Raw genomic sequence first — 21,342 nt, forward strand, 5'->3', positions numbered from 1 at the left:
TTGTCGTAAAATAGACGTTATTAAATTATAATAACTAGAAATCAATGTAAGCGTCAACAAAAAACAGAAAATAAGGAATGTTCTAGTTGTTCGTTTAGTTTGTAATGTCGATGCAGAGTGAAGCCTTAAAGTATTTAAAAATAAACAATTGACTTTTTTCTTAAAATTCAATATGTTCATAAAAACATCTGTTTTTCATAAGTATAATTAACCTGAATGGTTTTGGAATTTGGGAAGGAGAATGTAGCTTTGAAAACATTAGAATTACAAGAGCGTTTAACTGAAATTTTTCAGCATTTACATGAAAACCCTGAAGTGAGTTGGAAAGAGTATGAAACGACAGCGTATATTACTAACTTTTTAAAAGAAGAAGGAATTTCATATAAAGTATTTGATGATTGCCCAGGCGTGATTGCTGAAATTGGAAGCGGAAATCCAGTTATTGCAATTCGTGCTGATATGGATGCACTGTGGCAAGAAGTGGATGGAGAGTTTAAAGCGAATCATTCATGTGGTCACGATGCTCATATGACAATTGTGATGGGACTTATTTTACAATTGAAAAATATGAGATGGGATAGTGGAACAGTTAGGTTTATTTTTCAGCCAGCAGAGGAAAAAGGAAATGGTTCTTTAAAGATGGTAGAGAAGGGTGCTGTGGATGATGCTGATTTCTTATTCGGTGTTCATTTACGCCCAATTGAAGAACTGCCTTTGAAACAAGCTGCCCCATCTATTCGTCACGGAGCAGCAGGATTTTTAGAAGGAACGATTCACGGAGATGATGCGCATGGGGCACGCCCGCATCAAGGGATAAATGCAATTGATGTCATTTCTATGATCAATATCGGTTTAAAAAATATATGGCTACCACCGCAAAGTTCATATTCAGTGAAGATGACGAGGTGCCAAGCTGGTGGAGATAACCTAAATATCATTCCAGGTAACGGGCATTTTAGCTTAGATGTTAGAGCAGAAAATAATATATTACTAAATGAATTAAAGCAAAAAATAGAGCAAGTAATTCTGTCAGCTGAATCAATGGGATCTAAAGTATCTTATGAGTGGATTGATCTTGCACCAGGAGCTGAAGTTTCAGAAGAAGCTGAGCGCTTTATGCGAAAAGGCATTCTTGAAGTGTACGGGGAAGAGGGATGCACTGGACCACTGTATACGACAGGAAGTGATGATTTCCATTACTACACAGTGAAGAGAACCCATTTAAAAGCTGTCATGCTTGGACTAGGTGCAAACCTACAACCTGGATTACACCATCCGTATATGAAGTTCGATCATAGTTGTATTATGGATGGGGTGGAAATATTGAAACAAACTGTATTGAAAGTATTAGAGGACAGGGGCTAGATAGCTCCTGTTTTTTTGTAGGAATTTGTCGGTAAGTCGATATCTCTTGTCGAAACGTCGATATATTGGAAAAATCGTTGATATATTCGAAGTTACGATAGATATATTTAGAAAATCGTTTGTATAATTTCACGTATCAGTTAACTTGATGAAAAATGAGTCTCCTGTACATGGTGTATAATAATAAGTACCATTTCTTAATAGGAGAAAATCAATGAACGAACAATATTATGATGCAGTTTTAAACATAAAAACAGTCGGTGAGCAAAAAGGGTTTAACAAGTCTATGCACTATCATCGTTATGAACCGACGCCGTATAGCGGGTTAGATGAGTTACTGAATCAATATGAAATACGAAGTAGTGACCGAATTGTAGACTTTGGATGCGGAAAAGGACGATTAAACTTTTACATGCAGCATAAGTGTGGTGCTTCAGCGGTTGGAATTGAAATGAATGAAGAGTTTTATAAAGAAGCAATGGATAATCTTGATCGTTATGCACGAAAGGTACGAAACAGTAAAGATAAGATTGGGTTTGAATGTTGTTTAGCGCAGGAATATGAGATTAATCCACGTGATAACCGGTTTTATTTCTTTAATCCATTTTCTGTACAAGTATTTATGAACGTAGTAAATAATATTTTGCTTTCGGTAGAAGAAACAGAGAGAGAAGTGGATATTATTTTATACTATCCTTCTGAAGATTATATTTTCTTCTTAGAGAACCAGACTGCGTTTGAGCTGAAGAGGGAAGTAAGATTGCCTGGGGCTTATGAGAAGAATGGAAATGAGAGATTTTTAGTTTATACATTAAGAATATAAAAAAGCAGGTGCCTTGGCACCTGCTTTTCTTTACTCACGTCTATAAATTAGTTACGGATTAAGTAATCAAATGCACCTAAAGCTGCGTTTGCACCTGAACCCATAGAGATGATGATTTGTTTGTACGGATTATTTGTACAGTCACCTGCAGCAAACACTCCTGGTACGTTTGTAGCGCCGTGCTTGTCTGTTACGATTTCACCGCGAGCGCGTTCAACTGTTTCGCCTAACCAGTCCGTGTTTGGAACAAGACCGATTTGTACGAATACACCTTGTAATTCAACGTGATGAACTTCTTCAGTTTCACGATCGATGTAAGAAATACCGTTTACTTTGTCAGTACCAGTAATTTCTTTCGTTTGAACGTTTTTCAAAACAGTTACGTTTGGTAAGCTGTTAAGACGCTCTTGTAATACAGCATCAGCTTTTAATTCTGGCATGAATTCAAGAACAGTTACGTGCTTAACAATACCTGCTAAGTCGATAGCTGCTTCAATACCAGAGTTACCGCCGCCGATAACTGCTACGTCTTTTCCGATGAATAATGGACCGTCACAGTGTGGGCAGTATGCTACACCTTTGTTTTTGAACTCAGCTTCACCTGGTACGCCAACGTTACGCCAGCGAGCACCTGTTGAAACGATTACGCTCTTACTTTTCAGAATAGCGCCGTTTTCAAGTTCCACTTCAATAAGTTCTTTTTTCTCTAAACGTTTCGCACGTTGTAGATTCATTACATCGATGTCGTATTCTTTTACGTGCTCTTCAAGGCTTGCTACTAGCTTAGGACCTTCAGTGCGTTTTACGCTAATGAAGTTCTCAATACCCATAGTATCCATTACTTGACCACCGAAGCGCTCAGCAACGATACCAGTGCGGATGCCTTTACGTGCTGCATAAATTGCTGCACTTGCACCAGCAGGGCCGCCACCAACAACAAGAACATCGTATGGATCTTTATCAGAAAGCTCTGATGCATCTGGACCGTTACCCATTTTAGCTAAAATTTCTTCAAGTGTCATACGACCGCTTCCGAAAGATTCGCCGTTTAGGTAAACAGTAGGTACTGCCATGATGTCTTTGCTTTCTACTTCCTCTTTGAATGCAGCGCCATCAATCATAGTATGTGTAATACCAGAGTTAAGAACGCTCATTACGTTAAGAGCTTGTACAACATCAGGACAGTTATGACAACTTAGGCTGATATAAGATTCAAAATGATATTCGCCTTGAATGTTTTTAATTTGATCGATTAGTTTTTGTTCAACTTTTGGAGCGCGTCCACTTACTTGTAGTAAAGCTAACACTAATGAAGTAAATTCGTGTCCTAATGGAATACCAGCGAATACGACACCAGTGTCTTCACCAGGGCGATTTACGCTAAAGCTTGGTGTTCTCTCTAGTTCAACTTTTTCTACTGTAATCTTAGATGACATAGTAGCTAATTCATCTACTAGAGCTAACATATCTTTAGATACGTTGTCGTCTCCAGCGCTTACTTTAAGTAAAATATCGTTCTCCATTAACTGAAGGTATTGGGATAGTTGTGTTTTTATATCTGCATCTAGTATCATTTTGATCGAACTCCTTAGATTTTGCCTACAAGGTCAAGGCTTGGTTTAAGTGTAGCAGAACCCTCTTGCCATTTAGCTGGGCAAACTTCACCTGGGTTGTTACGTACGTATTGAGCTGCTTTAATTTTGTTAACAAGAATGCTTGCGTCACGGCCGATACCGTCAGCATTGATTTCCATAGATTGGATAACGCCGTCTGGATCGATGATGAATGTACCACGAGCAGCAAGACCTTCTTCTTCCATTAAAACGTTGAAGTTTGTAGTGATTGTGCGAGTTGGGTCACCAATCATGATGTACTCGATTTTGCCGATAGTTTCTGAGCTATCATGCCATGCTTTGTGAGTGAAGTGAGTGTCTGTAGATACAGAGTATACTTCAACGCCTAACTCTTTAAGAGTTGCGTATTGGTTTTGTAAGTCTTCAAGTTCAGTTGGGCAAACGAATGTGAAGTCAGCTGGGTAGAAACAAACTACACTCCATTTTCCTTTTAAACTTTCGTCAGTAACTTGGATAAATTCTCCATTATGGTAAGCATTAGCTTTAAACGGTTTTACTTCTGTGCCGATTAATAACATATTAAAATTCCTCCTAAATGTTGGTTTTGAGCATCAAAAAATAGTTTGCTCATAAAATATATTTTTTAATTAACTATAATAATTCTAATTCGATATTAATTATCATATAGAATTGGTTATTTTGTCAAGAGAATAAACCAACTTTATATCAATTTAATTAATATTTATTCTCAATTAAGGCTATTAAGGAATTGAAAGGTAATTTTAAGTTTATAAATTTTCAATGAGTGTTTGAAAGAGTAGTGTGTATGTTAGAGATATGTTGTAAGTATAAATTCATAGGAAGGAAATATTTCTTAGAAGTTGTGGATTTGAAAAGGAACTGCTTACTTCTATTCTACAAAGAATTGTGCGATAAAGAAAATAAAATGAATCGGAATTTTTTTGAACAATTTTTGTCATCTCAAATATATAATTAGGAAGTATATTGTAATGATAATTAGAAACATTGACTCAAAGTGCTAACAAGATATAATAAAACCTAGATATACATTTCCAAAAGAAGAACATATATTATAGAATAAAAAATTTAACCATATTATTTTTTATAGCTTTTAGAAAACGCTTACAATTAGTATGGAGGGGAAACCATGTCTAAGTTCACAAAGTATTTTTTAATGGAAGCTAACGATGTGATTGTATATGTGAAAGAGAAATTATCTAAGTTTGAGGATGCAAAGGGGTTACAGTGTAAAGAAATAGGTGATGGTAATTTAAATTATGTGTTTCGCGTTTGGGATGAAAAGGAGAACATTTCTGTCATTGTAAAGCAAGCTGGGGATACAGCACGTATTTCAGATGAGTTTAAGTTGTCGACGAATCGAATTCGTATAGAATCAGATGTTTTGCAGTTGGAGGAGGAGCTAGCACCTGGGCTTGTTCCAAAGGTGTATTTGTTTGATAGTGTGATGAATTGTTGCGTAATGGAAGATTTATCGGATCATACAATATTACGTACAGCACTTATAAATCATCAAATATTTCCGAGGCTTGCGGATGATTTAACGACCTTTTTGGTAAATACACTCTTATTAACATCGGATGTTGTAATGAATCATAAAGAGAAGAAGGAACTTGTGAAGAATTATATAAATCCTGAGTTATGTGAGATTACAGAAGACCTCGTATACGCTGAGCCATTTACAAATCATAATAAGCGTAATGAGTTATTTCCATTAAATGATGGATGGATTAGAGAGCATATTTATAGTGATAAAGAGCTTCGTATCGAAGTAGCAAAACTTAAGTTTTCTTTTATGACGAATGCACAGGCGCTTATTCACGGTGATTTGCATACTGGTTCTGTTTTTGTAAAAAGTGATTCCACAAAGATAATTGATCCTGAGTTTGCCTTTTATGGACCTATGGGATATGACGTCGGGAATGTAATGGCGAATTTAATGTTTGCTTGGGTAAATGCAGATGCAACGATGTCAGATGGAGCTGAGAAGGATACGTATATGGATTGGTTACAATCTACAATGATAGAGGTAATTGATCTATTTAAGAAGAAGTTTTTAGATGCTTGGAATATTCATGTGACAGAGATTATGGCGAAGGAAGAAGGCTTTAACGAAATTTATTTACAATCTGTATTAGAGGATATAGCTGCAGTGACAGGCCTTGAGTTAATTCGTCGTATTGTTGGGCTAGCGAAAGTAAAAGATATTACTTGTATTGAGAATGAGGAAGCACGTGCTAGAGCGGAACGCATTTGTCTTCAAGTTGCAAAGAAATTTATTTTACGAGCGAATCAATATAAAACAGGTACAAGCTTTGTAGAAACGTTAAAAGAACAGTCAATGCACTATGCGAAGTAAGGGGAGAAGATGATGGAAGAGCAATTAATACCAATCCAGTGGAAAGATGATGCTTTAGTTTTATTAGATCAAACAGTATTACCGAATGAAGTTGTCTATGAATCTTTTAAAACAGCTGAAAGTGTGTGGGATGCGATTCAAGTAATGAAAGTAAGAGGAGCGCCAGCGATTGGTGTTTCAGCAGCTTACGGTGTGTATTTAGGAGCCAAGGCAGTTCCTCAAAGTACGGTGGAAGAATTTATAGAGGAAGTCAAAAAAGTATGTGCATATTTGGCAACATCGAGACCGACGGCGGTAAATTTATTTTGGGCACTTGAAAGAATGGAGAATGTGGCGAAAGAAAATACCCACTTATCAATCTCTCAGTTGAAAGATAGATTACTAGAAGAGGCAAAAGAGATTCATAGAGAAGATGAAGAAATTAACCGTCAGATTGGAGATCATGCATTAACATTATTCCATGATGGAATGGGAGTATTAACACATTGTAATGCGGGTGCGTTAGCGACGACTAAGTATGGTACTGCGACAGCTCCAATGTACTTAGCGAAAGAAAAAGGATGGGACTTAAAAATCTATTCTGATGAAACACGCCCTAGATTACAAGGTTCAACGTTAACAGCATTAGAACTACAACGAGCGGGAATTGACGTCACTGTCATTACGGATAATATGGCGGCTATGGTCATGTCACAAGGGAAGATTGACGCTGTAATCGTTGGATGTGACCGTGTGGCAGCAAACGGTGATGTAGCAAATAAAATTGGAACATTAGGCGTATCTATTTTAGCGAAATACTACAACATTCCATTTTATGTAGCAGCACCAACACCAACAATTGATTTAAAAACAACGACAGGAAAAGAAATTCCAATCGAGGAAAGAGATGCTTCTGAAGTGATTAATCGCTTCGGACAATATTCTGCTCCGAAAGAAAGTAAGGTATATAATCCAGCATTTGATGTCACGCCACATGAAAATGTAACAGCGATTATTACGGAAAAAGGGATTGTAAAAGCACCATTTACGGAAAACTTAAAAAAGCTATTTTAGTAAGTAGATAGATATAAAAAGTCAGTCATCATAAGCTTCATACTTAGGGGGATGTATATGTTATTACAAAAAGAAAGAGAAGAAATTGTAGCGTATGGAAAGAAAATGATTTCTAGCGGTTTAACAAAGGGGACCGGTGGTAATATTAGTATTTTTAATCGCGAACAAGGGCTTGTTGCAATTAGCCCAAGTGGTTTAGAGTATTATGAAACAAAACCTGAAGATGTAGTTATATTAAACTTAGATGGTGAAGTGGTAGAGGGAGAGAGAAAACCATCAAGTGAGCTTGATATGCATCTTATTTATTATAGAAATCGTGAAGATATAAATGCACTTGTGCATACACACTCTCCTTACGCGAAGACGATTGCATCATTAGGATGGGAACTTCCTGCTGTATCGTATTTAATTGCTTTCGCAGGTCCGAATGTTCGCTGTGCGCCATATGAAACATTTGGTACGAAGCAATTAGCGGAGGCTGCTTTTGAAGGTATGATTGATCGACGTGCCGTGTTACTTGCCAATCACGGTTTAATTGCAGGGGCAAATCATATAAAAATGGCATTTACTGTTGCGGAAGAGATTGAGTTTTGTGCGCAAATTTATTATCAAACGAAAAGTATTGGGGAGCCGAAGCTATTGCCAGAAGACGAGATGGAGAATTTGGCGAAGAAGTTTGAAGGATATGGGCAGCAGTAGAATAAAAAACACCCTCAAGAAGATCTTGAGGGTGTTTTTTACGCCTTTTTAAGCAACAAATACATAAAGTAAGGAGCACCAATTAAAGCAACAACAATACCTGCCGGGATACCGTTAGGTTCAACGATATTTCGTCCGATTGTGTCTGCTAATAGTAATAGCCACCCGCCGATTAAAAGGGCAATAGGCATGAAGATTTGATGCCTTGGACCTACTAAAGATTTTGCGATGTGAGGAGCCATCAGCCCGATAAAGCTAATTCCTCCTGTTACGGAAACAGCAGCTGCTGCAAGCGCAACGGCTGCAACTAATAAGTATCTGCGTTCTTTTTCAATTTCAATTCCAACGCCAATTGCGACTGGTTCGTTTAATGCTAGAATGTTTAATCGATTTGCTTTATAGAAAACAAACGGAATTAATACGATTAACCATGGGAGCATTGCGAAAATGAAGATCCAGTCATCTCCCCAAATATTTCCGGCAATCCATTTTGAAATAAAGTCTACTTTCATACGATCTGCGGATGAAATAAGGACAATCATCGTTCCAGATAGTGCAAATGCAAAACCGATACCGGTTAATGTTAATCGTACCGGCTGAAGTCCTGTTGATTTGCTATATGAAAATACGTAAATTAGAACAGCTGTCAGAAATGCCCCGATAAATCCAACGACAGGTAGTAAGTAAAGAAATGAACCTACATCTATTGGAAAGTATAAAAAGAAAATAGCGACAGCAACACCGGCCCCAGAGTTAATTCCGAGAATACCAGGTTCAGCTAAATCATTTCGGGTAATTCCTTGCAGAATAGCCCCTGATAAAGCGAGAGCCATACCAGCTAATAATGTAATGATAATTCTAGGTAGCCTTAAAGAGTATAAAACAAACTCTTCTTTAAAGGTTCCTTGTCCCATTAGTGTTGGGAGTAGCCGATCATAAGATAAAGAGGCTGAACCGAGTCCCATTCCAATTACAATGGTTGTAATGGTTATTATAAGTAAAGCGAGTATGATAAGACGTTGTTTTCTTAAAATAGATGGCATCATGAGAACGTTTTTCCTCCTTTACGAACAATGAATAGGAAGAATGGTAACCCTACAATTGCGACAATAGCGGCAACTGGTGTTTCGTACGGAGCGTTAATCGTACGTCCAATTGTATCTGCCAGTAGCATAAAGGAAGCGCCAGCAATTGCTGACATCGGTATAACAAATCGGTAATCTGGACCGACAATAGGGCGCACCATATGAGGCACCATTAAACCGATAAATGCCATATTTCCGACAAGCGCTACAGAAGCACCAGCAAGTAAGATGATAATGATAAATAAAATGGTTTTAATGAAGATAATTTTTTGACCGAGTCCAATAGCTACTTCTTCACTGAAACTAAGGACTGTTAATTTTTTTGCTAGTAAGATAGCGATAAAGATACTGATTGAAATAACGGGAATAATAACTTTTAATTGGCTCCAAGTTGTTCCAATTACGCCTCCAGCAGTCCAAAGTGATACATCTTGTGAAATTTTGAAGTAAATGCCGACTCCTTCTGAAATTGCGAGTAGAAATGCTGAAACGGCAGCACCAGCTAATACAATTCGAAGAGGGGAGAGCCCGCCTTTTTTCACCATACCAATTCCAAATACCATAATTGCGCCAACAGCAGCCCCGATAAAGCAAGCTAATGTTAAGTAAAGGTAGTTGATGGAAGGATTGAAAGCAAGTGTAAGTGCAAGCGCAGCATTGGCTCCACCAGATAGCCCTAGTAATCCAGGATCTGCAAGTGGATTTCGTGTCAATCCTTGCATAATTGCTCCAGAAACAGCAAGTCCAGCTCCTACAAAAATAGCAGCAACTTCACGTGGCAAACGTATCTCGCGAATGATAGATATTTTGTCCCCTTTAGCGGAGGAAGTGAGTGCTAACCATACGTCTTTTATAGAAGTATCAGCAGCACCTACCACCATTGCAACCATAAAAATAAGAAAGAATGCAATTATGCTCAAAATTAGTTTGTATGTAAAAGCAATAGAACGTGTATTATCATGATCTTTTGTCATTCGTTTCACATCTTTTCTGTTCATAGAATAAAGGAAGAGGAATTCTTAAATTAAGAATTCCTCATGTTTGTATTATTTACCAAGAAAGCTCTTCTTAAAGAAGTCTAGTTGGAAATCTAATGTAAGTGGATCATTGAAATAGAATTCCATCATGTTTGCTTCGTATACGCGATTGTTTTTTACTGCTGGGATGTTTTTATATGATTCTGTCTCTTGGAATGAGTTATCAGTCTCTTTGTTTTTACTTACGATTAAGTAATCACCAGCAAACTCAGGTAATACCTCAGTAGATAATGCGTAATAACCTTCTTTTAATGCTTTTTCTTTTACTTTTTCAGGCATTTTTAATTTCATTTCTTGGTACAGAATTTCTGTTCCACGGCCCCAGTTCTCGCCGTAAACATAAAGCTGTTTGTTGAAGTTTTCTACAACAGAAACTGTTGCATCTTCACCGATTTTTGCTTTAATTTCTTTACCAGCTTCTTGTGCACGTTTCTTGAAGTCATCAACCCAAGTTTTTGCTTCTTTTTCTTTGTTTAATAATTTACCGATTTCTAAATGCTGTGTTAAGTAATCAACTTTTCCGTAAGTGTATGTTACAGTAGGAGCGATTTTCTTTAACTTATCAACATTTTTAATATTTGATAAACCAATGATTAAATCTGGATTTAGTTCAGCGATTTTTTCAACATTTTCATCTGATACTTCAGCAACATCTTTAAGTTTGCTATCAAAACGTGGGTTTTGTTTAGACCATGAATCTACCCCAACAAGATTTACACCTAATGACATTACGTTACCAGCGAATGATGATAAAACAACAACGCGTTTTGGATTTGCAGGAACTTCTACTTTACCATTTTCAGATTGGTATGTAATTGTTTCTGATTTACTACCTTTTGCATCGTTCTTTTTGTCAGTAGAGCCATTGCTACAAGCGCTCATAACAAGAACGAAAAGAACTGTTAGTGAAATAAATAACTTTTTCATTGTCTTTCTCCTTTAACATAGATGATATGTTTATACAATAATTTGTTTAACTGCAATTTTTTTGAATGAGTAGTGGTAATGCAAAATGTTTATTAAAAATCTTGAATATGAGATTTCACAATATAGTATTAGCCATATTAATGAAAGAAGATGTAATCTCAAATTTGCTAATTATTAACAAATTGATAATGATTATCACTATTGATTCTTTAAATAATATAATTTTATATAGGTGTATTGTCAATAGTAATTTTGATTGTAAATTTTGCAGAAACAGGTTATATTTTATTGAGAATGATAATCAATGATTAGTAGCTGAGGAGTGAGCACGAATGAATCGAGAAGAATTGTTTGATGTAACTGTGATAGGCGGAGGACCTGCAGGGCTTTATTCAGCTTTTTATAGTGGACTCAGAGAGATGAAAACGAAAATAATAGAATTTCAACCACAGCTAGGTGGAAAAATACATGTTTATCCAGAGAAAATGATTTGGGATGTAGGTGGACTATTACCAGTTACAGGTGATAAATTAATTGAACAACTTGTACAACAAGGGCTAACATTTAAGCCAGAAGTGGTATTAGATACAAAAATAGAATCGATTATTCGCAATGAAGATGGTACTTTTACATTAAAAACAAGCACTGGAGAAGAACATTTTTCAAAAACAGTTATTGTTGCAACTGGAAGTGGTATATTGAAACCGCAAAAGTTATCAATTGAAGGTGCTGAGCGATTTGAAGTATCAAATTTAAATTATACAGTGAAATCTTTAAAGCGTTTTAAAGATAAGACAGTCATTATTTCTGGTGGAGGTAATTCTGCCGTTGATTGGGCAAATGAATTAGAACCAATCGCAAAAAAGGTGTATGTAACATATAGAAAAGAAGAGTTATCTGGTCATGAAGCACAAGTGAAGCAGCTGCTGAACAGCTCAGCGGAGTGTTTCTTTAATACCTCTATTACAAAATTAATTGCTGGTGATAACCATGAAGTGATTGAATATGTAGAACTAACGAACCATGAAACAGGTGAAGTGTCTCATTTACCTATTGATGAAGTTATTATTAACCATGGATATGAGCGTGACATTACATTATTAGAAAATAGCGAGTTAGACGTTGCGATTATAGATAATTATTATATTGCTGGTAATGCAAACAGTGAGTCTTCAGTAGATGGATTATATGCTGCTGGGGATATCTTAAAGCATGAAGGCAAATTACATTTAATTGCAGGAGCATTCCAAGATGCTGGAAATGCTGTAAATAAAGCGAAACAATTCATTCAACCAGATGCAAGTGAATACGGAATGGTTTCTTCGCATAATGAAGTATTTAAGAAGAGAAATCGTGAATTGATTAAGCAGATGATGAAATAATAAAGGGGCAAGTAGAACCCCCATTTACTTCTCTATTCGAGTGACGAGAGAGGTAAATGGGGGTTTTCCTGTTTACTATATTTTCACTCATTATAATGACACCGGTTTCATCAGTTCATGTGACATGAACGTTTTATTTGTAAATCTTCCTAGAAAACAATGAATCTATGTTTTGCTGACGCAGAACAGTATTAAATTATGCGGTCCCTTTAGCTCGTTCGTTAGGAAATGGCATATTTAATATAGAAGCAATGTACTGTTTTCCGTGCATTCGAGCTAATGATTCTAATATTTGGCGAACACGTTTTGTAAGATGACCTTGTTTTTTTATTTCCTCACAATATGCGTCATAGAAAACGTATTTAGCCCAAAGGAAATCATCTTGTTGGAATAAGAAATGATTCTTGTACCATTCCCCAATTGTATGGTAACAATTGTTTTCCTGTATTGCTGCGCTTTGAGAAAGAATACGATCAGATAAAGATGTAGTTAAATGAGAAATTGTGTTTTCTGTTTCAACTTGTAATGTTTTTTCTAACATTGTAATGATGTGACGAGTAGCCATATGTTAACTCTCCTTTGTGTAAATGGGTAATACCATTCTATATTTAAAAAATTCTTACTATATACTATTATACAATATATGGAATGCATCTACCTGCTTTTTAAGTCGCATTTACAAAATCTTTTTTATTTGTTTACAAAAATAAAGTAAGATACAGTATATATGAAAAAATAATAAAGGAATGAACGCGTTGTATATAACAGTAGAAGAAGCTGCGGAGTATTTGAATTTACCAAAGTCGTATATTGAAGAGCTAATTCAGCAAAAGAAAATTCGTGCACTATTTGATGGAGATCAATATTTATTAAATAAAGAACAATTCAATACACATTTAGAACAAATGGAGAAATATAAGCAATTAGTGGAAGAAATATTGAACGAACCAATTCCAGAAGATATGGATGTTAAAGACGAAGATTAAACTATGGAAATCCCGTATGAAGATATGCAGAAATGTGTCTTCATACGGGATTTTTAGTTTCAAGATATCAAAATTTTAAGGAGTCCCCAGGATTTTTTTGGAATTTGATAGGTAGTAGTCTACCATGTTAAAAGCATATTTTTTTATAGCTAGGACAAACATAGAGAACGTAACCTGTACAGATACATATACTATCAGTGCAAAAGCTTATAAATTAATGAAAAGCTTATAAATTAATGGAAGGGGTTTTCTCGTGAGTTTATTTCATTGGGATTTTTTGGAAGGTTTAATTGGATCTTATGTAAGAGTAAACAGAGGTGGACCAGAATCTCAAAAAGGAACAATAGTATCATTAGGTGTGGACTACTTCGGATTAGAGAATGAAAAAGGAGAGAACCATTACTACCAGCTTCGCCATCTGAAAAGCATTACCCAAAATACGAAAGATGGTGGAGTAGGTGATTTAGAATGGGGAGAAGAAGACATTGCAGAAGACTTTGAAACGCTACTTCAAAGCTTCAAATACCGCTGGGTGAAAATTAACCGTGGTGGACCAGAGAAAATTGAAGGTATTTTACAAGATGTTTCTGGCGGTTATGTAACATTGATTATTAAAGAAGAAGTTGTATTAATTGCACTATCTCATATTAAGAGTGTTAATTATAATGCATCTGTAAGTGGAGAAAGTGATGAGAGTAGTGATGAGAGTAGCAATGAGAAAAGTAATGAAAACAGCAATAATTCAAGTCGAGCTCGCGCACTAAGACAATCAAGTAGAGGAAGATAAAACAGAAAGGAGGGTATGAATTTGAAGGATGTATTATGCTGTGATCAAATCAAAGGTTTAGTTGGTGAGAATGTAAAAGTAAATCTTCGTGGACCGGAAAGTCGAGTAGGTGTACTGTCATTGTTAGGAAAAGATTACCTTACACTACAATTACCTCATGGAGAATTAGTGTATTATCAGCTGAAACATGTGAAGAGTTTAGTCAGAAAAGTGAAAGAGGCACAAGGAGAATCTGGTTCATGTTTTTATGCGGAAGAAGATACTTTTTTAGATGTATTAAATGACTTGAAGTATAAATGGATAAAGATTAATCGTGGTGGACCAGAGTGTGTGGAAGGTTTATTAAGTGATATACATGATGGAAATATTACACTAGTTAACGGTGATGAGGTCATTTATGTGATTAATTCCCATATTAAGAGTGTGAGTCAAATAGTTAAAAACAAAAAGAATGAAGAAGAATAATGTTTAATAAATAAAAGGGGCATTATGATTGAAAGTGAAGAATGATTTCGTATTTCTCTGTAATTATTTTGGGATATATGAAAAAGGGTTTCTTACTATTAAAAAACAGAACATTGCCCCTGATTATTTTTAGAATAAAAGAAAGGGAAATTTTAATTTCATAGGAAGGAGGATATAGATGAATGAGTTAAACAAAAGTATTGGAGAAAATATATATGTTAAATTGATCGGTGAAAAAAGATTTAAAGGTGTATTAATAGACGTAGGAAATGATATCGTTGTTCTTTATAATGGACAAGACTACGTGTATATATCTTTATACCATGTACAATATTATAAATTTTTAAGACCACATGATGAAGAAATATCAAAACCAGATGTTGATTCTGTAATTAAGAGGGAATCTCCTTCAATTTCTTTGAGGAAAGTATTAAGTACTTCTAAAGGGATTTTCACAGAAATTTATGTAGCTGGAAATGCTCCAATACATGGGTATGTCACAAGTATAATGAACGATTATATTGTTTTTTATAGTCCAGTTTATAAAACTGTATATATATCTTTAAAACACTTGAAATGGTTAATTCCGTATAAAGAAAATCAAGTGCCTTATGCCCTCAATAAAAACGAACTCCCCGTAAATCCATTAAATATTACGTTAGCTAGAACATTTGAAGAACAGCTTATTAAAATGGCTGGCAAAATCATGGTGTTCGATTTAGGTGAGGAATCTAATAAGATTGGAAAGATGGCGAAGATTGATGAAGGGCATATTGAAATATTAAAAGCACGTGATGCGAAAATGTATGTAAATATTCAACATGTAAAATCTGTCCATTGTCCGTAAGCTAGTTGAAAGGGCTGGCTTTTTCTTTTATATGCAGAAGAAAAGGTCGAGCCTATTTGTTTAGCCTGATTTGAATATGAGGGGAAAAATGAATTGAATATAAATGTGTTAGTGTGACCGTTGAAGAGGAAATCTTGTGCTAAATCATAAAAAATATGTACGAGCTATCTTTTGATGTATTCAATTTATTTTTTGAGGGAGAACTGCTTAACTAATTTATTAAAGGGGTTTTGTTTGTGGAGCAGTTTCCAAATTCGTTATCGATTACATTACTTGGTAGTGCTGGTGGAGCAGCAAAAGCAGTTTTAGCAATTTTAAATCAAGCGATAGTAAATGAAAAAGACCCGATTTATGAGGCGATAAAGAATGTTACATTTCATTTAGTTGATATAAAACAAAAAGATAGGACTTATTATGATGAGTTGTTTCCAAATTTGAAAAATCAATTGTTTTTATATGAAATAGACCTCCAAGATGTCGTGACATTTAAACAGCATTTAAAAGAAAGTAGTACGAGTGTTGTTATTGATGTTTCAGGGGCAGATACGATTAGAGTATTAAAATGTTGTAATGAACTTGGAATTTGTTATATTAATTCAGCTTTGGAAAATGAGGCAGTAGATCAGGACGATAGTTTAATCGGCTTTCAGCTTACGGAAAGATATACGAGGTTTGAGAAGGAGAAAGGGAAGTTTACAAATACAAAAGCAATTATAGGCTCGGGTATGAATCCAGGTGTTGTTCAGTGGATGGTTGTTGAACTTATGAAGGAACGCCCAAATGAAAAGCCAAGAGCATGTTATATAGTAGAACATGATACGTCATTTTTGAATGATACAGCACTAATAAAGCCTCATACACTTTATGCTTCATGGGCAGTAGAGCGATTTCTAGATGAAGCGATATGGAGTTATCCGATGTATATGAGTCATCATCGTCCCCTTTATTTTTATGAAGATGTATATGCTTCAGAGTATAAAGTAAAGTTAGGAGAGAAAGAGTTTTATGGTTGCTTAATGCCACATGAGGAAGTTTTAATTTTAGGGAAAAACTTCAATATGGAAGTTGGGTTTCTTTACCGAATTAATGAGTATACAACAAATGTAATTAGGCAGAATTTAGATAAGGTAGAAGATTTATGGAACTGGAATCGTAAAGTATTTAATCCAGCAGAAGAAGAGATTGCTGGCGAGGATTTAGTTGGTGTATTACTCGTTTATGAAAATAGCGAGACATATATGTATAACGTAATGAATAGTAGCCAAGTTTTTCGTAAATATAAAACGAATGCAACTTACTTCCAAGTAGGGTGCGGAATTTATGCTGGCTTGTGTAGTTTACTTTTTGATAACTTTAAACAAGGTGCCTATTATGTAGAGGAATTATTATTAAATACAGAAAGTAAGTATGGAGAATATTTAAATTTATATATGAAGGACTTTGTAGTGGGGAGTAATGATTTTACGAATGGGTTGCTACATGATCGGGTAAGATGGATATAAGTTATAGCGAAAAGGAAGGGGATGGGGATCCCCTTCCTTTTCGTATTGCCCTGAAAGCAATTTCATACTGATAATTTAAGGAGATAATATATAGAGTGTTTGTATAGAACATGAGGAGTATTTATATAAATAAATTTAAAAGCTTTATCTATGAAGAAAAAGAAGCCTTAAAAGTATTTGAAAGAATTAACGGGTTTGTTAGTGAATTGATGTTATTAGGAAAATCGAAATCAACGAATTATGAATGGCGTAATATACGGGAAATCCTTTTATATGTTGTACAGCTAATGGAAAGTTATGCAGCACGATATAGAGTGAAATTTCATATGCGAGTAGATGGAAATCTACCTGTTATAAATGGTGATGATAAACAATTAAAACAAGTGTTATTAAAAATGGAATAGAATCAATGCCAGCAGGTGGAGATATTCATATTCGTGCATATCAAAAAACTGAAAGGCATTTGTGTATTTCTGTTGAAGATCAAGGTTTTGGTATAGAGAAGGTTGGAAAAGCTATTTACACAACAAAGGAGAATGGTACGGGACGAATTGGATTGATGATCACATATAAAATTATTAAGGAACATCAAGGAAGTACTGCGATTCAAAGTAGCGTGGGGATAGGAACGAAAGTGGAGATTTTTTTACCGATAGTATAATGTGCTAGAAGAAAATATTTTTCAGAAAAGTGTTCTTGTTGTGTAAATATAAACATTTTATAAAATGTTTCAAGAAGGGTTTTTTTTATAAAATACTTCGTTTATAATGGAGGAAAATATCGACATGAGATTTGTTATTCATGTAACGGTTACGGTAGTAAGGGGTGCACGCGCATCCTTTTTTCTATGCAGATATGATGAAAGGGGTGGTATGATGGAATTAACATTAAATTCGACTGTATGCTTGCACACGATTCAATTTCGAAAAGAGCAAAAGAATTATATTGTAAAAGATACAATTACAGGAGAAAAATATGAAATGCCGCCACTTTGGATTGATGCATTGGCAATGATGCGTGACGGTTTTTTATTGGGGGAAATTGAGGAGAAATTGAAAGAAGAGTATCCAGCCGAAGAAATAAATATGTTAGCATTTACGAGGCAACTGTTAGAGCTAGAGCTTGTCGATATGGTAGATGGGGAAGAAATAGCTTGTACAAAGAAGAAAGAGAAAGATTATTTAGCTTGGGTACGTCCTCGTGTCGAGCAATTCTTTCTTAATTTAAATAAAAAATATAGAAGCAAAGGTCAATGATGACCTTTGCTTTTTTGTATAATTTGTTTAAAAAATAACAGCGAATGCTCTTGCAAAAGCACCGTCACTATCTTTAATTTTTAAAGGTGCAGCAGAGAAAAAGAAACGTTCCGTGTTAATGGCATCTAAGTTTGTTAAGTTTTCAATTAAATAAATATTATTCCCAAGTAGTATATGATGAATCGGTGATGTTTCTGTCGTTACCTCATCAGGAGAAATGAAATCTAAACCGACAGATTTTATTTTTAATTGAACTAGTTCTTCAGCTAATTCTTCAGAAAGATAAAAAGCTTCTTTCTCATACGCATCTGTATTCCATTTAGTAGATAGATTGGAATGGAAAATAACAATATCGCCTTCTTGTATATCAACATCATCCAGTACTTCCTTACGTAACTTTCTCTCTTGAATATGGGTTACATCGATAAGAACGGCTTCGCCTACAAATTGATCAAGGGGTAATTGATCGATGGTCGTTGCGCCTGAAATGAAATGCGCAGGAGCATCACAATGCGTACCAACATGAACGACAGAATGAAAATCTGTAACTTGATAGCCTGTCTCTTCAACGCTTGTAATGGCTTCTAGATTGATTTTTGGTGTTCCAGGGAATTGAGACATATTGTTTTCAAATGTTTGTGATAGGTCAATTACTCTCACTTTAAATACCTCCAATATACGTTTTAAAATATAAAAAACCCATCCTTCATAATCAAGAAAGATGAGCTTTACATACTAGTTGAGTCTTATCTTCCAAAATGCAATGCATTTTGCAGGAATTAGCACCTATTCAGTTTGTATAAACTGAGGTTGCTGGGCTTCAAAGGGCCGGTCCCTCTGCCTCTCTTGATAAAGGTATATTCAATTTAAAATTCGGAATTTTCATGATAATAAAATTGTAATTCATTTCCTTTTTTTCTGCAATGCAAAATAGGTATTCACCCAAATAAAGTTGCTCGCATATTATAGCTTATGTAAATAGAATGCTGCGAAGGAGTGAGTGCAGTGACAGGAAATGTATTGAATTATTATGCTGGTGGAAATACAGCTAGAGGATTTCATAATTTATACGAAGAGAATTTAAAAGGGCTAAACAGGTTATTTATTTTAAAGGGTGGCCCTGGAACGGGGAAATCTTCTTTAATTAAGGCAATAGGTCGTGAATGGGTTGAAAAAGGATATGATATTGAATTTTTACACTGTTCTTCTGATAACAAATCGGTTGACGGTGTAATTATCCCGAAGTTAAAAGTAGGAATTGTTGATGGAACATCACCGCATGTGATTGAGCCGAAAATGCCAGGAGTCGTCGAGGAATATATCAATTTAGGGGTTGCTTGGGACTCAGATAAATTAAGAAAGCAAAAGGTGGAAATTGAACGATTTGTTTCAGAAGCAAGCAAAGCTTTTCAAACAGCGTACGCTTGTTTTAACGAGGCATTAGTTATACATGATGAGTGGGAGAAAATATATATTAATAATATTGATTTTAATAAAGCAAATGAACTAACAGATCAGCTGATTCAGAAATTGTTTACAGATAAAGGCGGGAAACAATCTCTTGTGAAACATCGCTTTTTAGGAGCAGCTACACCGAAAGGAGCAGTTGATTTTGTTCCTAATTTAACAGAAGGATTACCACATCGTTATTTTATAAAAGGGCGCCCAGGCTCTGGGAAATCAACAATGCTCAAAAAATTAGCTAAAGCGGCAGAAGAAAAAGGATTTGAAGTTGAAGTATATCATTGTGGATTTGATCCAAATAGTCTTGATATGGTTATCGTAAGAGAATTAGGGTTTGCAATTTTTGATAGCACCGCACCACATGAATATTTTCCAAGTCGCGAAGGTGATGAGATTATAGATATGTATGCCCTGATTGTGACACCAGGGACAGATGAGAAGTATGCGGCAGAAATTCGAGACGTGTCGATTCAATATAAAGCAAAAATGAATGAGGCAATGTCTTTCTTAGCGAAAGCAAAATCGGTTCGTGATAAATTAGAACGAATTTATATTGCTGCTATGGATTTTTCAAAAGTAGACGCATATAAAGAGGAGATTCAAAAAGAGTTTGAACGAATTGCGGTTAGTGTAACAGAAAAGAACAAATAAAAAAATGAGGAATTTTGACAGGCTGTCGGGAATTTTCTGACAGCTATTTTAGTATGTAGTAAACTTAGTAGTATATTTGTCGAATTTCCAAGGAAATAATCAAAAAATGGAGAGGGTATGAAATGAGAGAGAAAATTAGGACAGAGTTAGAAAGAATTGAAAAAGAGAATGATGTAAAAATTTTATTTGCGGTGGAATCCGGGAGCCGTGCTTGGGGATTTCCATCGAAAGATAGTGATTATGATGTTAGGTTCGTTTATATACACCCTGTAGAATGGTATTTATCAATTCAGGATAAACGTGATGTAATTGAATATCCGATTAGTGATGATTTAGATATAAGCGGATGGGATATTAAAAAGGCGTTACAACTATTCGCAAAGTCGAATCCAGCATTACTGGAATGGATTCGATCACCAATTTTTTACTCGAAAAACTCTAATTTTCCAGAACAGCTTCAGCAAATGAGTGAAAAGAATTTTGATCCAAAAGCAACGATATATCATTATTTACATATGGCTTCGAAAAATTATCGTGAATTTTTGCAAGGTGAGAATGTAAAGTTGAAAAAGTATTTTTATGTATTGCGTCCTATTTTAGCTTGTAAGTGGCTAGAGGAGAAAACAGCTTTGCCTCCAGTAGAATTTGATCGATTGATTACAGAGTTATCATTAGAACGTAGCGTATTAGATGAAATTGAAAAGTTGTTAATAAAGAAAAAAGCAGGTACTGAATTAGATATTGGTTTGAAAATTGAAGTGTTGAATCGATTTTTAGAAGAACAAATTCATTACTATCAGCAATATGTAAAAGGAATTGAAAAGGGATCAGGGATCGATATTGAGAGTTTAAATACATTGTTTCGAGATATGTTGTTTGCAGAATAAAAGAAAGAGCACAAATAAATGATATGATCCCCTTATAGTAGACAGGAAAAAGAAAGCACATTAACCTGTTTACTATAAGGGGATTTTTCTGTGGGCAAAATTAGGGTCACTTACGATGTGGAATTTAAGAAAAAAGCTGTAGATTTATATTTAA

General features: G+C 35.2%; 21 protein-coding genes, 1 pseudogene and 1 riboswitch. Of the genes and pseudogenes, 15 read left to right on the top strand and 7 right to left on the bottom strand.

What is annotated here, in order from left to right:
* Nucleotides 1-249: 249 nt before the first annotated feature.
* The gene (locus V7S50_RS30760) at nt 250-1,365 is read left to right on the top strand and encodes a M20 peptidase aminoacylase family protein (protein ID WP_242256112.1); all 1,116 of its coding nucleotides are present in this window, start codon (nt 250-252) and stop codon (nt 1,363-1,365) included.
* Nucleotides 1,366-1,579: 214 nt separating this feature from the next.
* Nucleotides 1,580-2,188, top strand: coding sequence for a class I SAM-dependent methyltransferase (locus V7S50_RS30765; RefSeq protein ID WP_242256109.1), 609 nt, complete (start codon nt 1,580-1,582; stop codon nt 2,186-2,188).
* A gap of 47 nt (nt 2,189-2,235) precedes the next feature.
* On the opposite strand, the gene ahpF is transcribed toward V7S50_RS30765, so the two are convergent.
* On the bottom strand, nt 2,236-3,762 hold the full coding sequence (ahpF, locus tag V7S50_RS30770; protein WP_016089513.1) for an alkyl hydroperoxide reductase subunit F: 1,527 nt from the start codon (nt 3,760-3,762) through the stop codon (nt 2,236-2,238).
* Nucleotides 3,763-3,776: 14 nt separating this feature from the next.
* On the bottom strand, nt 3,777-4,340 hold the full coding sequence (gene ahpC / locus V7S50_RS30775) for an alkyl hydroperoxide reductase subunit C (protein ID WP_000924422.1): 564 nt from the start codon (nt 4,338-4,340) through the stop codon (nt 3,777-3,779).
* Nucleotides 4,341-4,930: 590 nt separating this feature from the next.
* Here ahpC and mtnK point away from each other — a divergent pair.
* From mtnK to V7S50_RS30790, 3 genes are read left to right on the top strand one after another with little or no spacing between them, the layout of a single operon-like run.
* Nucleotides 4,931-6,160 (top strand): S-methyl-5-thioribose kinase, encoded by a 1,230-nt coding sequence (mtnK, locus tag V7S50_RS30780; RefSeq protein WP_242256107.1) that lies wholly within the window; start codon nt 4,931-4,933, stop codon nt 6,158-6,160.
* Between the two features lie 12 nt (nt 6,161-6,172).
* A complete protein-coding gene (gene mtnA / locus V7S50_RS30785) occupies nt 6,173-7,213 on the top strand; it encodes an S-methyl-5-thioribose-1-phosphate isomerase (protein ID WP_242256105.1) in 1,041 nt (346 codons plus the stop codon).
* Between the two features lie 57 nt (nt 7,214-7,270).
* Nucleotides 7,271-7,912 carry an L-fuculose-phosphate aldolase gene (locus V7S50_RS30790; RefSeq protein WP_242256103.1) on the top strand — a complete coding sequence of 214 codons (642 nt, stop codon included), beginning with the start codon at nt 7,271-7,273 and terminating at the stop codon, nt 7,910-7,912.
* Between the two features lie 38 nt (nt 7,913-7,950).
* Here V7S50_RS30790 and V7S50_RS30795 read toward each other — a convergent pair whose 3' ends face one another.
* The 3 genes from V7S50_RS30795 to V7S50_RS30805 are packed head-to-tail and all read right to left on the bottom strand — an operon-like array spanning nt 7,951 to nt 10,961.
* A complete protein-coding gene (locus V7S50_RS30795; RefSeq protein WP_098555160.1) occupies nt 7,951-8,958 on the bottom strand; it encodes a FecCD family ABC transporter permease in 1,008 nt (335 codons plus the stop codon).
* Nucleotides 8,955-9,995: a FecCD family ABC transporter permease gene (locus V7S50_RS30800; RefSeq protein WP_242256100.1), complete on the bottom strand. Its 1,041-nt coding sequence runs from the start codon at nt 9,993-9,995 to the stop codon at nt 8,955-8,957. The genes V7S50_RS30795 and V7S50_RS30800 overlap by 4 nt, the downstream gene beginning before the upstream one ends.
* Before the next feature lie 48 nt (nt 9,996-10,043).
* On the bottom strand, nt 10,044-10,961 hold the full coding sequence (locus tag V7S50_RS30805) for an iron-hydroxamate ABC transporter substrate-binding protein (RefSeq protein WP_242256098.1): 918 nt from the start codon (nt 10,959-10,961) through the stop codon (nt 10,044-10,046).
* 332 nt (nt 10,962-11,293) lie between these two features.
* Here V7S50_RS30805 and V7S50_RS30810 point away from each other — a divergent pair, with 332 nt between their 5' ends.
* Entirely contained in the window at nt 11,294-12,343 is a 1,050-nt protein-coding gene (locus V7S50_RS30810; protein WP_242256096.1) for an NAD(P)/FAD-dependent oxidoreductase, read from the top strand.
* A gap of 196 nt (nt 12,344-12,539) precedes the next feature.
* On the opposite strand, the gene V7S50_RS30815 is transcribed toward V7S50_RS30810, so the two are convergent.
* Entirely contained in the window at nt 12,540-12,908 is a 369-nt protein-coding gene (locus V7S50_RS30815) for a hypothetical protein (RefSeq protein WP_242256094.1), read from the bottom strand.
* Between the two features lie 181 nt (nt 12,909-13,089).
* Here V7S50_RS30815 and V7S50_RS30820 point away from each other — a divergent pair, with 181 nt between their 5' ends.
* The 7 genes and pseudogenes from V7S50_RS30820 to V7S50_RS30850 all read left to right on the top strand — a co-directional run bounded on the left by V7S50_RS30820 (nt 13,090) and on the right by V7S50_RS30850 (nt 18,186).
* Nucleotides 13,090-13,329, top strand: coding sequence for a helix-turn-helix domain-containing protein (locus V7S50_RS30820; RefSeq protein ID WP_080468318.1), 240 nt, complete (start codon nt 13,090-13,092; stop codon nt 13,327-13,329).
* A gap of 253 nt (nt 13,330-13,582) precedes the next feature.
* Nucleotides 13,583-14,116 carry a spore coat protein gene (locus V7S50_RS30825; RefSeq protein WP_242256092.1) on the top strand — a complete coding sequence of 178 codons (534 nt, stop codon included), beginning with the start codon at nt 13,583-13,585 and terminating at the stop codon, nt 14,114-14,116.
* A 21-nt stretch (nt 14,117-14,137) separates the two neighbouring features.
* Nucleotides 14,138-14,581 (top strand): spore coat protein, encoded by a 444-nt coding sequence (locus V7S50_RS30830; RefSeq protein WP_242256089.1) that lies wholly within the window; start codon nt 14,138-14,140, stop codon nt 14,579-14,581.
* Nucleotides 14,582-14,759: 178 nt separating this feature from the next.
* Entirely contained in the window at nt 14,760-15,428 is a 669-nt protein-coding gene (locus V7S50_RS30835; RefSeq protein WP_242256087.1) for a DUF2642 domain-containing protein, read from the top strand.
* A 236-nt stretch (nt 15,429-15,664) separates the two neighbouring features.
* On the top strand, nt 15,665-16,930 hold the full coding sequence (locus V7S50_RS30840) for an S-adenosylmethionine decarboxylase related protein (RefSeq protein ID WP_242256085.1): 1,266 nt from the start codon (nt 15,665-15,667) through the stop codon (nt 16,928-16,930).
* A gap of 167 nt (nt 16,931-17,097) precedes the next feature.
* Nucleotides 17,098-17,591: pseudogene (locus tag V7S50_RS30845) on the top strand (ATP-binding protein); the annotation flags it as partial.
* 214 nt (nt 17,592-17,805) lie between these two features.
* Complete coding sequence (locus V7S50_RS30850; protein ID WP_242256151.1) at nt 17,806-18,186, top strand: hypothetical protein; 381 nt, start codon at nt 17,806-17,808, stop codon at nt 18,184-18,186.
* A 27-nt stretch (nt 18,187-18,213) separates the two neighbouring features.
* On the opposite strand, the gene V7S50_RS30855 is transcribed toward V7S50_RS30850, so the two are convergent.
* Nucleotides 18,214-18,846: a cyclase family protein gene (locus V7S50_RS30855; protein ID WP_242256083.1), complete on the bottom strand. Its 633-nt coding sequence runs from the start codon at nt 18,844-18,846 to the stop codon at nt 18,214-18,216.
* Nucleotides 18,847-18,929: 83 nt separating this feature from the next.
* Nucleotides 18,930-19,042, bottom strand: a riboswitch (SAM riboswitch).
* A 149-nt stretch (nt 19,043-19,191) separates the two neighbouring features.
* Between V7S50_RS30855 and V7S50_RS30860 the strand changes: the two genes are divergently transcribed.
* Both V7S50_RS30860 and V7S50_RS30865 read left to right on the top strand, forming a co-directional pair.
* The gene (locus V7S50_RS30860; protein WP_242256081.1) at nt 19,192-20,301 is read left to right on the top strand and encodes a PRK06851 family protein; all 1,110 of its coding nucleotides are present in this window, start codon (nt 19,192-19,194) and stop codon (nt 20,299-20,301) included.
* A gap of 122 nt (nt 20,302-20,423) precedes the next feature.
* Complete coding sequence (locus tag V7S50_RS30865) at nt 20,424-21,188, top strand: nucleotidyltransferase domain-containing protein (RefSeq protein ID WP_242256080.1); 765 nt, start codon at nt 20,424-20,426, stop codon at nt 21,186-21,188.
* Nucleotides 21,189-21,342 lie beyond the last annotated feature (154 nt).

The sequence above is a fragment of the Bacillus sp. CCNWLW194 genome, assembly GCF_037120585.1.
In the GTDB taxonomy this organism is placed as follows: Bacteria; Bacillota; Bacilli; order Bacillales; family Bacillaceae_G; genus Bacillus_A; species Bacillus_A basilensis.

Bases quoted from the DNA above. Each gene is read 5' to 3' on its own strand.
- V7S50_RS30765 (WP_242256109.1), top strand. From the start codon at position 1,580: ATGAACGAACAATATTATGATGCAGTTTTAAACATAAAAACAGTCGGT.
- ahpF (WP_016089513.1), bottom strand. From the start codon at position 3,762: ATGATACTAGATGCAGATATAAAAACACAACTATCCCAATACCTTCAG.
- ahpC (WP_000924422.1), bottom strand. From the start codon at position 4,340: ATGTTATTAATCGGCACAGAAGTAAAACCGTTTAAAGCTAATGCTTAC.
- mtnK (WP_242256107.1), top strand. From the start codon at position 4,931: ATGTCTAAGTTCACAAAGTATTTTTTAATGGAAGCTAACGATGTGATT.
- mtnA (WP_242256105.1), top strand. From the start codon at position 6,173: ATGGAAGAGCAATTAATACCAATCCAGTGGAAAGATGATGCTTTAGTT.
- V7S50_RS30790 (WP_242256103.1), top strand. From the start codon at position 7,271: ATGTTATTACAAAAAGAAAGAGAAGAAATTGTAGCGTATGGAAAGAAA.
- V7S50_RS30795 (WP_098555160.1), bottom strand. From the start codon at position 8,958: ATGATGCCATCTATTTTAAGAAAACAACGTCTTATCATACTCGCTTTA.
- V7S50_RS30800 (WP_242256100.1), bottom strand. From the start codon at position 9,995: ATGAACAGAAAAGATGTGAAACGAATGACAAAAGATCATGATAATACA.
- V7S50_RS30805 (WP_242256098.1), bottom strand. From the start codon at position 10,961: ATGAAAAAGTTATTTATTTCACTAACAGTTCTTTTCGTTCTTGTTATG.
- V7S50_RS30810 (WP_242256096.1), top strand. From the start codon at position 11,294: ATGAATCGAGAAGAATTGTTTGATGTAACTGTGATAGGCGGAGGACCT.
- V7S50_RS30815 (WP_242256094.1), bottom strand. From the start codon at position 12,908: ATGGCTACTCGTCACATCATTACAATGTTAGAAAAAACATTACAAGTT.
- V7S50_RS30820 (WP_080468318.1), top strand. From the start codon at position 13,090: ATGAACGCGTTGTATATAACAGTAGAAGAAGCTGCGGAGTATTTGAAT.
- V7S50_RS30835 (WP_242256087.1), top strand. From the start codon at position 14,760: ATGAATGAGTTAAACAAAAGTATTGGAGAAAATATATATGTTAAATTG.
- V7S50_RS30850 (WP_242256151.1), top strand. From the start codon at position 17,806: ATGGAATTAACATTAAATTCGACTGTATGCTTGCACACGATTCAATTT.
- V7S50_RS30865 (WP_242256080.1), top strand. From the start codon at position 20,424: ATGAGAGAGAAAATTAGGACAGAGTTAGAAAGAATTGAAAAAGAGAAT.